Below are 12,130 nucleotides of genomic sequence, written 5' to 3' on the forward strand. Positions count from 1 at the left end.
GCCCTTATGACAGCCCGAGCTTGTGCTCGAGGTAGTGGATGTTGGTGCCCCCTTCCTCGAAGCCGCGGTCGGTGAGCAGGTCCTCGTGCAGGGCGGTGTTATCGGTGATGCCCTCAATCACCAGCTCGCTCAGCGCCGTGCGCATGCGGGCGATGGCGCTCGGTCGATCGGCCCCCCAGGTGATGACCTTGCCGATCATGGAGTCGTAGTGGGGGGGCACGTGATAGCCACTGTAGACATGCGAGTCCACCCGCACGCCGGGGCCGCCGGGGGCGTGGTAGACGGTGATCTGACCCGGTGAGGGGACGAACCGCACCGGGTCCTCGGCATTGATCCGGCACTCGATGGCGTGGCCGCGGAACTCGATGTCGGACTGGGCGAAGGACAGCGGCGCGCCTCCGGCGATCAGGATCTGCTCGGCCACCAGGTCGCGGCCGGTCACCATTTCCGTCACGGGGTGCTCGACCTGGATGCGGGTGTTCATCTCGATGAAGTAGAACTCGCCGTCCTGGTAGAGGAACTCGAACGTCCCCGCGCCGCGATAGCCCAGACGCTCGCAGGCGCGGGCGCAGCGCTCGCCAATGGCGGCCCGCTCGTCGTCACTGATGCCCGGCGCGGGGCTTTCCTCGATGACCTTCTGATGGCGGCGCTGCATCGAGCAGTCGCGCTCGCCCAGGTGCACCGCATGACCGGACTCATCCGCCATGACCTGGATTTCGATATGGCGGGGATTGTCCAGGTATTTCTCCATGTACACCGTGCTGCTGCCAAAGGCGTTGCTGGCCTCGGTACGGGTCATGGCGATGGCATGCAGCAGCCCGCCTTCACTGTGGACCACGCGCATGCCCCGACCGCCACCGCCGGCCGCGGCCTTGATGATTACCGGAAAGCCGATGTCGTGGGCCAGGCGCAGGTTCTCGGCGTCGTCGTCGCCCAGTTCGCCATCCGAGCCGGGCACGCAGGGCACGCCCGCGGCCTTCATGGATTCAATGGCCGAGACCTTGTCGCCCATCAGGCGAATGGTCTCGGGGCGCGGGCCGATGAACCGGAACCCGGACTGCTCGACACGCTCGGCAAAGTCGGCGTTCTCCGACAGAAAGCCGTAGCCGGGGTGGATGGCCACCGCGTCGGTGAGCTCTGCGGCGCTGATGATGGCGGGGATGTTCAGATAGCTCTCCGCCGAGCTGGCCGCGCCGATGCACACCGACTCGTCGGCCAGGCGCACGTGCTTGAGATCGCGGTCGGCGGTGGAGTGGACCGCGACTGTGCCAATGCCGAGTGCCCGGCAGGCGCGCAGGATGCGCAGGGCGATTTCCCCGCGGTTGGCGATGAGGACCTTGTCGATCATGCCGCGCCCCTACTCGATGATGAACAGCGGCTGGTCAAACTCCACCGGCTGCCCATTCTCGACCAGAATGCTCCGGACAACGCCGGCGCGGTCGGATTCGATCTGATTGAGCATCTTCATGGCCTCGATGATGCAGAGCGTGTCGCCGGCGCCCACCGCCTGGCCTTCCTCGACAAACGCACTGGCGTCGGGGGAGGAGGCCCGGTAGAAGGTGCCCACCATCGGCGAGCGCACGGCATGCCCGCTGGGTTCGGGGGCGGCGGGTTCGGCCGCGGCCGGTTCCGGCGCGGTGGGTGCCGCCGGCGCGGGCGGTGGGGCCGCGGCCGCCGGCGCCGCCACCTGGGTGACACCACGGTTGATGCGCACGCTTTCCTCGCCCTCGTGGATCTCGATCTCGTTGACGCCGGACTCGTCCAGCAGCTCGATCAGGCGTTTAATCTTGCGAATGTCCATGGTGGGTCAGTTCCGTTCGATGGTTTCAAGCAGGGCGGTGAGGGCGAGCTCATAACCCATGGGGCCCAGCCCGGCGATCACGCCGGTGGCGATGTCCGACAGATACGAGTGCTGGCGGAACGCCTCACGGGCGTGGATGTTGGACAGGTGCACCTCGATGAAAGGCAGTCCCACCGCCAGCAGCGCATCGCGCAGCGCCACGCTGGTATGCGTGAAGGCGGCCGGGTTGATGATGATGCCGTCGACGCCGTGGGCTGGGGCCTGTTGGATCGCGTCGACAAGGTCATGCTCGGCATTGCTCTGGCGGCACTCGACGGTGGCCCCCGCGGCGTGGGCGACGGCCTCCAGCCGGGTGTTGATGGCCTCGAGGCTGGATGAGCCATAAAGCCCCGGTTCACGCACCCCCAGCATGTTCAGGTTGGGGCCGTGGAGCACCAGTAACCGCGTCATGACCGAGACTCACCATTGACCATATACCGCAATTTTCGCCCAGCCGCCGTTTTTTGTCCATCGTCGGCGCCGATGGCGTCGGGATCGGCGCAGATCACCCCTGTGTGTCCGTGAGATCGTTCAGGACCGGGCGCAGATCCGGCTCGTGAATCTGGCCGCTGAAGCGCTCGACGATGGTGCCGTCACGATCGATGACCACGGTGTAGGGCAGCGTGCCGCGCGGGTTGCCGTAGTCGGCCGCCACGTCGATCGCCGACTCCATGCCGTAGAAGCTGGGATAGCCCATTTCGACGTTGGCAAGAAACCCGCGGATGGCTTCGGGGTCGTCGATGGCCACGCCCAGAAACTGCACGCCCCGGGCCGAGAAGGCCTGGTCGAGGCGCGAGAACAGGGGGATTTCCTCGCGGCAGGGCGCGCACCAGGTCGCCCAGAAGTTGAGGACGATCACCTCGCCGTCCCATTCCTCGATGCTACGCGGTCCGTCGTCGAGCATTTCCAGGCTGAAGGCCGGGCGGGTGGTCTCGGACTCGCCCGAGCCCTGTAGCCACAGCACCGCCAGAATACCGCCGCCGGCGCCGATCAGTGCCGCCATCAGCACCGTCAATGCCGTGCGCACGCCGGCGCTCATCCGCTCAGCCCGGCAAGACCGCTGCGCGCCCGCTCGATGAACGGTTGCGGGCGCAGAAAGCCCACCACCCGTGCGTCGCGGCGTTCATTGCCCTCGGGGCCGTAGAAGATGATCGCCGGCGGCAGATAGACATCCAGGCGGTCCATCAGCCGGCGATGGCGCGGCGCCATGTCGGTGACATCGGCGCGCAGCCGCACGGCGTCGGCCACCGCGTCCTGGACCGCGGGGTCGGTGAATGTGCGCTCCTCGAGCTGGACGCAGTAGACGCACCAGTCGGCGTAGATGTCGATCATGACCGGTCGGTCGGCGGCGCGCGCCTCCGCCAGCGCCGATTCCAGATCATCGACGCTGTCGATGTCGCGGAACGTCATGGCCTGCGACTGTTCGCTGGCGCCGCCGGACAGGGCAAGGCCCGCCAGTGGACGCATGACATTGTCGCCGCCCGAGGCGGCACCGATCAGGCTGACCGTCCCCCAGATCAATGCCGCCAGTCCCAGCGTGCGGGCCGCACGCTGGCGGTTGCCCGCGGTGCCATCGCTGCGCTCGAGTCCGCCCAGCCAGACACCGCAGCCAATCAGCAGCAGCCCCCACAGCGCCAGGGTGACGGTGCCGGGCAGGAAGCGCTCGAGTGTCCACAGCGCCACGGCCAGAAAGCCCACCCCAAAGATCGCGCGGACGACGTTCATCCACGGCCCGCTCCTGGGCAGCCAGCGGCCGGCCGCCGTGCCGATCAGCAGCAGCGGCAGTCCCATGCCGTTGGCCAGGGTGAACAGGGCCAGCCCACCCAGCCAGGCGTCGCCGGTGCTGCCGATGAACACCAGCGCCGCGATCAGCGCCGGGCCCGAGCAGGCGCCGACGATCAGGGTCGAGAGCACGCCCATGAGCGCGACGCCCAGAACGGTGCCGCCACGCTGGCGATTGGACAGTGCCGTCAGGCGGGTCTGCAGGGCCGTGGGCAGGCGCAGCTCGAAGGCCCCGAACATGCCCAGCGCCAGCACGACAAACACGGCGGCAAAGCTGCCCAGCACCCAGGGCGACTGCAGGTCGGCCTGGACCGCGGCGCCGGTCATGCCGGCGGCCATTCCCGCCAGGGCGTAGGTGATCGCGGTGGACTCGACATACACCAGGGACAGTGTCAGCGCGCGCAGGCTGCCGCTGCGATGGGGGTCGCCGGCGATCAGTCCCGAGAGGATCGGGATCATCGGGTACAGGCAGGCGGTAAAGGCGAGCAGCAGCCCGGCGGCGAAAAAGCCGGCAAGGATGGCGGGCAGGCTGGCGGTGTTGAGCAGCCCCTCGAGTCGGCCCGCCTCGCCGCCGCCGGCACCGGCCGGCGCCTCGCGGGAGCTGGCCGTGGGTGTCTCGCCCGATGCGGTGCTCGATGACCCGGCTTCCAGACGCACGGCCTGAGGATTGATGGTGTAGTCCAGCGCCGCATCGCCGACCTGACCGGTTGCGCGATAGGGCGGATAGCAGACGCCGGCGTCGGAACAGCCCTGGAAGGTGATCGCGATGGATGTGCCAGCACTGACCGGCGCGTCACCGGTCAGCGGGATCTCTACGGGCTGGCGGTAGATCGGCTGACGGCCGAAGAACTCGTCCTCGTGGATCGGTCCGTCGGGAAAGGCCAGGGCCAGGGACTCGCCGTTGTCCCTGGCGGCGCCGCCGTCGCCATCGGCGCCGAGGTGCGTCGCGCTGACGCTGTCGCGGTACAGGTAATAGCCATCGGCGATGTCGATGCGGATCGATGCCGGGCCGTCCCCGTCGGCCTGCACATCGATCGCGAACGCCTCCTGCACCGGCAGGGTCGACCCGGATGATCCGCCATCACCAAACAGATCGCCAAGGCTCGACTGGGCCGTGGCGGGCGTCATAGCCGCGAGCAGCCACAGGCCCATGGCCAGGGCGAGTTGTCGGGTCCGGGTATTACTCATGCAGATCCTGTGCGAGCCGATCGGCGGTATGCCTTGAATCTTAGCACCGCTGCCTCCAAATCTCCAATGGATCTTGACGAGCCGAGTTTCGTCACTATCATTAGCACTCAACGATTGGGAGTGCTAACAAGGCAGTCCCGGTTCAACAACAACCAACCGCAGGGAGATCAATCAATGAATCTTCGCCCGCTACACGATCGCGTGGTCGTCAAACGTCTGGAAGAAGAGCGCACAACCCCCGGGGGGATCGTCATTCCCGATACCGCCGCTGAAAAGCCGATCCGCGGCGAAGTGGTCGCCGTCGGCAGCGGCAAGCGCCTCGACAATGGCGATGTCCGCCCGCTCGACATCAAGGTCGGCGACAAGGTGCTGTTCGGCAAGTTCTCCGGGACCGAGGTCAAGGTCGGTGAGGAAGACGTGCTCGTCATGCGCGAGGACGACGTCATGGCGGTGATCGAGGGCTGAACGCCCCTCACCGACGCCGGATCCGTCAGTAACAGAATCAAGAGGAAACAGAAGAATGGCAGCTAAAGACGTACGTTTTGGTGATGATGCCCGCCATCGCATGGTCGCGGGTGTGAACACGCTGGCCAGCGCGGTCAAGGCAACCCTGGGGCCGCGCGGCCGCAACGTGGTGCTGGACAAGTCCTTCGGCGCCCCGACGGTGACCAAGGACGGTGTGTCCGTCGCCAAGGAGATCGAGCTTCAGGACAAGTTCGAGAACATGGGTGCCCAGATGGTCAAGGAAGTCTCCTCGCAGACCTCCGATGCCGCCGGTGACGGCACCACCACCGCCACCGTGCTGGCCCAGGGCATCGTCCGCGAGGGCATGAAGGCCGTCGCCGCGGGCATGAACCCGATGGACCTCAAGCGCGGCATCGACAAGGGCGTCGAGGCGGCGGTCAAGGAGCTTCATAACTTGTCGAAGCCCTGCGAGACCGACACCGCCATCGCCCAGGTCGGCGCCATCTCGGCCAACTCCGATCAGGAAGTCGGCGAGATCATTGCCGACGCCATGAAGAAGGTCGGCAAGGAAGGCGTCATCACCGTTGAAGAGGGCAGCGGCCTCGACAACGAGCTGGATGTCGTCGAAGGCATGCAGTTCGACCGCGGTTATCTCAGCCCCTACTTCATCAACAACCAGCAGAGCATGGCCGCCGAGCTCGAGGATCCCTACATCCTCATCTGCGACAAGAAGATCTCGAACATCCGTGATCTGCTGCCGCTGCTCGAGAGTGTGGCCAAGTCGAGCCGTCCGCTGCTGATCATCGCCGAGGACATCGAGGGCGAAGCGCTGGCCACGCTGGTGGTCAACAGCATGCGCGGCATCGTCAAGGTCGCTGCGGTCAAGGCCCCGGGCTTCGGTGACCGGCGCAAGGCCATGCTCCAGGACATCGCGGTCCTCACCGGCGGTACGGTGATCTCGGAAGAGGTCGGCCTGACCCTCGAGAAGGCCACCCTGGAAGACCTGGGCACCGCCAAGAAGATCAACGTCTCCAAGGAAGAGACCACCGTGGTCAACGGCGGCGGCCGTGCCGACGAGATCAAGTCCCGCGTCGACCAGATCCGCGCGCAGATCGAGGACTCCACCAGCGACTACGATCGCGAGAAGCTGCAGGAGCGGGTCGCCAAGCTCGCCGGCGGCGTCGCCGTGATCAAGGTCGGTGCCGGTTCCGAGATCGAGATGAAAGAGAAGAAGGCCCGCGTCGAAGACGCCCTGCACGCGACCCGTGCGGCCGTCGAAGAGGGCATCGTGCCCGGCGGTGGTGTGGCGCTTCTGCGCGTGCTCAAGGGCCTCGAGGGCCTGACCGGCGACAACCACGACCAGGACGTGGGCGTGGGCATCGTCCGTCGCGCCCTGCAGGAGCCGCTGCGCCAGATTGTTTACAACTGCGGCGAGGACTCCTCGGTGGTCGTGAACAACGTGCAGTCCGGTGAGGGCAACTACGGCTACAACGCCCAGACCGAGGTCTACGGTGACATGGTCGAGATGGGCATCCTCGACCCGACCAAGGTCACCCGCACGGCGCTGCAGAACGCCGCTTCGGTGTCCGGCCTCATGATCACCACCGAGGCCATGATCGCCGACCATCCTGAGGAAAAGGATGACGGCGGTGGCGCCGGCATGGACGGCATGGGTGGCATGGGCGGAATGGGCGGCATGATGTAATCAGCCCCCGACGGCCCACCGGCCTGCTCCGCGGGCCGGATTGCCAGCAAAGCCCCGCTTCGGCGGGGCTTTTTTGTGGGTTAAAGTAAGCCCATGCATACCGATACGCTGCCAACCGCGCTGAGTGCCGCGCTGGACACCCTGCCCGAGCCGCTGGTCGCGCCGGTTTCCACGGCGCTGGAAAGGCTCCCGGCGGAGGCCGTCCTTCCCGCCGACGATCGCATCCTTGCCGAACTGCCGCGCATCTGGGCGATGAGCGACTTTGCCGCCCGGGTCTGTGTGCGTGACATCGGCGTGCTGGTCGACCTGTGCGACAGCGGCGATCTGCAACAGGCCTATCCGCCCGGTGGGTTCCGGGACCGCCTGCAGGCACGGCTGGCGGTGGTGGATGATGAGGCCGCTTTCCATCAAGCGCTGCGACGCTTTCGCGAACGCGAAATGCTGCGCATCGCCTGGCGCGATCTGGCCGGGCGCTGTGAGCTGGACGAAGTGCTCGCGGACCTCTCTGAGCTGGCCGACGTCATCATCGACGAAGCGCTGGCGTGGCTCTACCCGCGGCTGTGCGCGCAGATCGGCACGCCCCGGGACAGCGCCGGCAATGCCCAGCAGATGATCGTGCTGGGCATGGGCAAACTGGGCGGGCGCGAGCTCAATTTCTCATCCGATATCGATCTGATCTTCGCCTTTCCCGAGCCGGGCTTTACCGATGCCGCCAACCCGCGGGCCAACGAGCAGTTCTTCCTGCGCCTCGGCCGCTCGCTGATTGCCGCCCTGGATCAGCAGACGCCGGATGGCCAGTGCTTTCGCGTGGACATGCGCCTGCGCCCCTACGGCGACAGCGGCCCGCTGGCGATGAGCGTGCCGGCCATGGAGCTCTACTTCCTCGAGCAGGGGCGGGAATGGGAGCGCTACGCGTTGATCAAGGCGCGGGTCGTCGCGGGGGATCAAACATCGGGACAGGCACTTCTCGAGATGCTCTCGCCATTCGTCTACCGGCGTTATCTGGACTATGGCGCGCTCGAGTCGCTGCGCTCGATGAAAGCCATGATCACCCGTGAGGTCCGGCGCCGGCGGCTGTCGGACAACGTCAAACTCGGCCGCGGCGGCATCCGCGAGGTGGAATTCATCGCCCAGGCGTTCCAGCTGATCCGGGGTGGGCAGGAGCCCTCGCTGCGCCAGCGCAGCCTGCAACCCGTGCTGGCCTATCTGTGCGAGCAGGCGCTCATCCCCGAGCATGCCCAGCAGGATCTGACCGATGCCTATCGCTACCTGCGGCGCATCGAAAACCGCATCCAGGCCCTGCATGACCGCCAGGCACACGATCTGCCCACCGATGACGTCGACCGCGCGCGGCTGGTGCTGGCCATGGGCGCGGCTGACTGGAGCGGACTGCGGCGCGAGCTCGATGGCTGGCGACAGCGGGTTCAGGGCCATTTCGATCAGGTCTTCGTGGCGCCGCAGCAGGAGGACGAAGCAGAAGTCACCGAAGCCCCCGATTTTGCCGATATCTGGCATGACGCGGTGGATGCCGACGTCGCGCGCGAGATCCTGGCGGCGGCCGGATACAGCGATCCCGCCAGTGCATTGACCCTGCTCGAGCGTTTCCGTGACGGCGCCCGCGTCCGCGCCCTGTCCGAGCAGGGGCGGAAACGCCTCGACCGGCTGATGCCCATGTTGCTGGCGGCGATCCAGGGCACCGACTCGCCCGACGCCTCGCTCAACCGCCTGTTGACCCTGCTCGATGGCATCGTCCGGCGCACCGCCTATCTGGCGCTGCTCAATGAGCATCCCATGGCGATCTCGCAGCTGGTGCGGCTGGTGGGCAGCAGCCCGTGGATCGCCCGGTATCTGTCCGCCCATCCCATGCTGCTGGACGAGCTGCTCGACCCGCGCAGCCTGTACGCCCCGCTGAGCCGGGATGCCCTGGCGGCCGAGGCGGATAACCGCATGGCGAGCGCCGATTTGGATGATCTCGAGCAGCAGATGGAGATCCTGCGGCAGTTCAAGCAGACACAGGTGCTGCGGGTGGCGGCCGCCGACCTTGCCGGCGCCATCCCCGTGATGCTGGTGAGCGACTACCTCACCGACATCGCCGAGGTGATCCTCAAGCGCGTGCTGCATCTGGCCTGGCGGCAGGTGAGCCAGCGCTATGGCGAGCCCCTGCGCGAGGACGGCGAAGTCGCCGATTTCGGGGTCATCGCCTACGGCAAGCTGGGTTCGCTGGAGCTGGGGTACGGCTCGGATCTGGATGTCGTGTTCCTGCATGATCCCGTGCCCGCGGGGTCGGCGACCACTGGCGACAAACCGGTGGAGCCGGCGGTGTTCTTCTCGCGCCTGGCCCAGCGCTTCATCCACATCCTCAATACGCTCACACCCGGCGGCATCCTCTACGAGGTCGACACCCGTCTGCGCCCCAGCGGCCAGTCGGGGCTGCTGACCACCAGCTTTGACGCCTTCGTCGAATACCAGCGCGGACGCGCCTGGACCTGGGAGCATCAGGCCCTGGTGCGGGCGCGCATGGTGGCCGGTGGCGAATCCCTGCGTCAGCGCTTCAGTCAGCTGCGCCGCGAGGTACTCACCCGCCCGCGTCGCCGGGACGAACTGCGTGAGGAGGTCCGCCGCATGCGCGAGCGAATGCGCCGCGAACTGGGCTCGGGACGCCGCGATGCGTTTGATATCAAGCAGGATCGCGGCGGTATCGCGGATATTGAATTCATGGTTCAATACGGCACATTGGCCGGGGTACAGCAATACGCCGGCGTGTTGCGCTATACCGATAATATCCGCCTGCTCGACGAGCTTGAACGGGCGGGCGAATTGACTACCGAACAGGCCCGCATTCTGGCCGACGCCTACCGTCACTATCGTGGCCTTGTGCATCGATTGACCCTTCAGGAGCAATCGGCGCGCGTTGCCGCGGAGACGGTGGAAGAATCGCGCACGGCGGTGGTCGGCGTGTGGAATGCACTGATGGAATCGGGATCAGGGACAAACGCTGAGGAGAGCGGCTGATGAGCATGGCCGAACAGGACGGCTGGATCTGGATGGACGGCGAGATGGTGCCCTGGCGTGACGCCCAGGTGCATGTCCTCACGCATACGCTGCACTACGGCATGGGCGTATTCGAAGGCATCCGCGCCTACAACACCCAGCAGGGCCCGGCGATTTTCCGGCTGCCGGAGCATATCCGCCGGCTGTTCGACTCGGCGAAGATCCTTGGCATGACCCTGCCCTGGGATCCCGAGACCGTCCGCCAGGCCTGCGTCAGTGCCGTGCGCGAGAACGGGCTCGAGAGTGGCTATATCCGGCCCATGGCCTTTCTGGGGGCCGAGAGCATGGGGCTGCGGGCCGATAACCTGCAGACCCATCTGATCGTGGCGGCCTGGAGCTGGGGCTCTTACATGGGTGAGGAAAACATGGAGCGCGGCATCCGCGTGCGCACCTCCTCGTTCACCCGCCATCACGTCAACATCGCCATGTGCCGGGCCAAGGCCAATGGTCAGTACATCAACTCCATGATGGCCCTGCAGGAAGCCGTCGCCTGCGGCTACGACGAGGCCATGCTGCTCGACCCCGAAGGGTTCGTCGCCGAAGGCTCGGGCGAGAACCTGTTCATGGTGCGCGACGGCGTGATCCACACCCCCGAGCTGCACTCGGCGTTGGCCGGCGTCACCCGCGATGCGATCATGACCATCGCCAGGGAAGCGGGCTATGAAGTACGCGAGCGTCGCATCACCCGCGACGAGGTCTATGTCTGCGACGAAGCGTTTTTCACCGGCACCGCTGCCGAAGTGACGCCGATCCGCGAGCTCGACAACCGCATCATTGGCGAAGGCCGGCGCGGGCCGATCACCACCGACGTCCAGAGCCGCTTTTTCGCCGCCGTCGAGGGACGCTCTGAGGCGCACAACGACTGGCTGACCCGCGTCGTCTGAACACCGGCGCGGAACTGAACCGAGGAGGCTGAGGTGCCCGATCCACAGACCCATGACCGCAATGACCTCATCGAGCCGAATAGCGAAAACCGCTACGAGGTAACGGTGGACGACCTCCCGCTGTCCTGCCCGATGCCCGGCATGTACCTGTGGAACAGCCACCCGCGGGTGTACCTGCCGATCCACAAGACCGGCCATGCCAAGTGTCACTACTGCGGTGCGGAATACTTCATCCGCGACTTCGACCCGGATGACCCGGCATTGGCCGAGCATCATCGCCGGGAGTGACTGACTCGCCCCCGTCCCCCGTGACGAACGCCCGCTTGCGGGGTCGGGCCAGGGTGGTGGATGCCGCCCTGCGCGCCCTGTCCCATCTATCCCTGCCCGCCCTGCACCGCCTCGGCAACGCCGCGGCCTGGCTGACCGAGCGCCTCGGCCGCGAAGAATGGCATGTCGCGCGGGTCAACGCCGATCTATGTTTCCCGGACTGGTCCCAAGACGCGCGCCGGCAGCTGGCGCGCTCGGCGCTGCGCGAGAACGCGCGGGGACTCGTGGAGCTGGCCGCCGCATGGCAATGGCCCGTCCCCCGGGTGCTGGGGCTGATCGAGTCGGTGGAGGGTGCCGAGGTCGTTGACGAAGCCCTTGCCGAGGGGCGGGGACTGCTCGTGATCGCTCCCCACCATGGCGCCTGGGAGGTGCTGCAGATGTGGCTTGCCCAGCGCGTGCGCCTGAACGCGCTGTACCGTCCGCCGCGCTGGAAAGAACTCGAGGCCCTGCTCAACCGAGGCCGCTCGCGCAGTGGCGCGGTGTTCTGGCCGGCCCGTCCCTCGGGTATCCGGGCATTGTTCAAGGCCCTGAAAGCGGGGGAAGCGGTGGGCGTACTGCCGGACCAGTCGCCACCGGGCGAAGGGGTGTTCGCGCCGTTTTTTGGCCGCCCGGCCAAGACCATGACATTGTTCGGCAAGCTCGCCGAGCGCACGAATGCGCCGGTGGTGATTGGCTGGGCGGAGCGCCTTGAGCGGGGACGCGGCTATCGGCTGCACTGGCGGCGGGTGACGGAGCCGGTGGGGGATCCTGACCCGGAAGTGGCGGCGACGGCGTTGAATCGGGAGATCGAGCGGGTGGTGGAAGCGCGGCCCGCGCAGTATCAGTGGACGTATCGGCGGTTTTCGCGGCGGCCGGCGGGCTGGGCGAATCCGTATGAGTGAGGGTGAT

Annotated in this window: 11 protein-coding genes; 6 read left to right on the plus strand and 5 right to left on the minus strand. The window is 66.8% G+C overall.

The features are described from left to right. Window positions 1-4 precede the first annotated feature (4 nt). The 5 genes from accC to dsbD form a co-directional block, all read right to left on the minus strand. Window positions 5-1,348 (minus strand): acetyl-CoA carboxylase biotin carboxylase subunit, encoded by a 1,344-nt coding sequence (accC, locus tag BBH56_RS09190; RefSeq protein ID WP_148122640.1) that lies wholly within the window; start codon window positions 1,346-1,348, stop codon window positions 5-7. A 9-nt stretch (window positions 1,349-1,357) separates the two neighbouring features. Then, entirely contained in the window at window positions 1,358-1,801 is a 444-nt protein-coding gene (accB, locus tag BBH56_RS09195) for an acetyl-CoA carboxylase biotin carboxyl carrier protein (RefSeq protein ID WP_148122641.1), read from the minus strand. Between the two features lie 6 nt (window positions 1,802-1,807). Continuing rightward, complete coding sequence (gene aroQ, locus BBH56_RS09200) at window positions 1,808-2,251, minus strand: type II 3-dehydroquinate dehydratase (protein WP_148122642.1); 444 nt, start codon at window positions 2,249-2,251, stop codon at window positions 1,808-1,810. 94 nt (window positions 2,252-2,345) lie between these two features. Further along, a complete protein-coding gene (locus BBH56_RS09205; protein ID WP_144346943.1) occupies window positions 2,346-2,879 on the minus strand; it encodes a TlpA family protein disulfide reductase in 534 nt (177 codons plus the stop codon). Next, the gene (dsbD, locus tag BBH56_RS09210) at window positions 2,876-4,810 is read right to left on the minus strand and encodes a protein-disulfide reductase DsbD (protein WP_148122643.1); all 1,935 of its coding nucleotides are present in this window, start codon (window positions 4,808-4,810) and stop codon (window positions 2,876-2,878) included. Before dsbD ends, BBH56_RS09205 begins: the two co-directional genes overlap by 4 nt. Before the next feature lie 174 nt (window positions 4,811-4,984). Between dsbD and BBH56_RS09215 the strand changes: the two genes are divergently transcribed. The 6 genes from BBH56_RS09215 (at window position 4,985) to BBH56_RS09240 (ending at window position 12,123) form a co-directional block, all read left to right on the plus strand. Continuing rightward, window positions 4,985-5,275 carry a co-chaperone GroES gene (locus BBH56_RS09215; protein ID WP_110882295.1) on the plus strand — a complete coding sequence of 97 codons (291 nt, stop codon included), beginning with the start codon at window positions 4,985-4,987 and terminating at the stop codon, window positions 5,273-5,275. A gap of 55 nt (window positions 5,276-5,330) precedes the next feature. Beyond that, window positions 5,331-6,980, plus strand: a complete 1,650-nt coding sequence (groL, locus tag BBH56_RS09220; protein ID WP_144346945.1) for a chaperonin GroEL — start codon at window positions 5,331-5,333, stop codon at window positions 6,978-6,980. Between the two features lie 93 nt (window positions 6,981-7,073). Further along, window positions 7,074-9,992, plus strand: coding sequence for a bifunctional [glutamate--ammonia ligase]-adenylyl-L-tyrosine phosphorylase/[glutamate--ammonia-ligase] adenylyltransferase (gene glnE / locus BBH56_RS09225; RefSeq protein WP_148122644.1), 2,919 nt, complete (start codon window positions 7,074-7,076; stop codon window positions 9,990-9,992). After that, window positions 9,992-10,915, plus strand: coding sequence for a branched-chain amino acid transaminase (locus tag BBH56_RS09230; RefSeq protein ID WP_148122645.1), 924 nt, complete (start codon window positions 9,992-9,994; stop codon window positions 10,913-10,915). The genes glnE and BBH56_RS09230 overlap by 1 nt, the downstream gene beginning before the upstream one ends. Window positions 10,916-10,948: 33 nt before the next feature. Beyond that, window positions 10,949-11,203 carry a zinc-finger domain-containing protein gene (locus BBH56_RS09235; protein ID WP_144346947.1) on the plus strand — a complete coding sequence of 85 codons (255 nt, stop codon included), beginning with the start codon at window positions 10,949-10,951 and terminating at the stop codon, window positions 11,201-11,203. 20 nt (window positions 11,204-11,223) lie between these two features. After that, a complete protein-coding gene (locus BBH56_RS09240; RefSeq protein ID WP_235012739.1) occupies window positions 11,224-12,123 on the plus strand; it encodes a lysophospholipid acyltransferase family protein in 900 nt (299 codons plus the stop codon). The last annotated feature ends 7 nt before the right edge of the window (window positions 12,124-12,130 follow it).

It is taken from the genome of Spiribacter roseus, assembly GCF_002813635.1.
Taxonomy (GTDB): Bacteria; Pseudomonadota; Gammaproteobacteria; order Nitrococcales; family Nitrococcaceae; genus Spiribacter; species Spiribacter roseus.

Excerpts from the sequence above, each read along its gene's own strand:
- accB (WP_148122641.1), bottom strand. The coding sequence starts at position 1,801 with ATGGACATTCGCAAGATTAAACGCCTGATCGAGCTGCTGGACGAGTCC.
- accC (WP_148122640.1), bottom strand. The coding sequence starts at position 1,348 with ATGATCGACAAGGTCCTCATCGCCAACCGCGGGGAAATCGCCCTGCGC.
- BBH56_RS09230 (WP_148122645.1), top strand. The coding sequence starts at position 9,992 with ATGAGCATGGCCGAACAGGACGGCTGGATCTGGATGGACGGCGAGATG.
- aroQ (WP_148122642.1), bottom strand. The coding sequence starts at position 2,251 with ATGACGCGGTTACTGGTGCTCCACGGCCCCAACCTGAACATGCTGGGG.
- groL (WP_144346945.1), top strand. The coding sequence starts at position 5,331 with ATGGCAGCTAAAGACGTACGTTTTGGTGATGATGCCCGCCATCGCATG.
- dsbD (WP_148122643.1), bottom strand. The coding sequence starts at position 4,810 with ATGAGTAATACCCGGACCCGACAACTCGCCCTGGCCATGGGCCTGTGG.
- BBH56_RS09215 (WP_110882295.1), top strand. The coding sequence starts at position 4,985 with ATGAATCTTCGCCCGCTACACGATCGCGTGGTCGTCAAACGTCTGGAA.
- BBH56_RS09205 (WP_144346943.1), bottom strand. The coding sequence starts at position 2,879 with ATGAGCGCCGGCGTGCGCACGGCATTGACGGTGCTGATGGCGGCACTG.
- glnE (WP_148122644.1), top strand. The coding sequence starts at position 7,074 with ATGCATACCGATACGCTGCCAACCGCGCTGAGTGCCGCGCTGGACACC.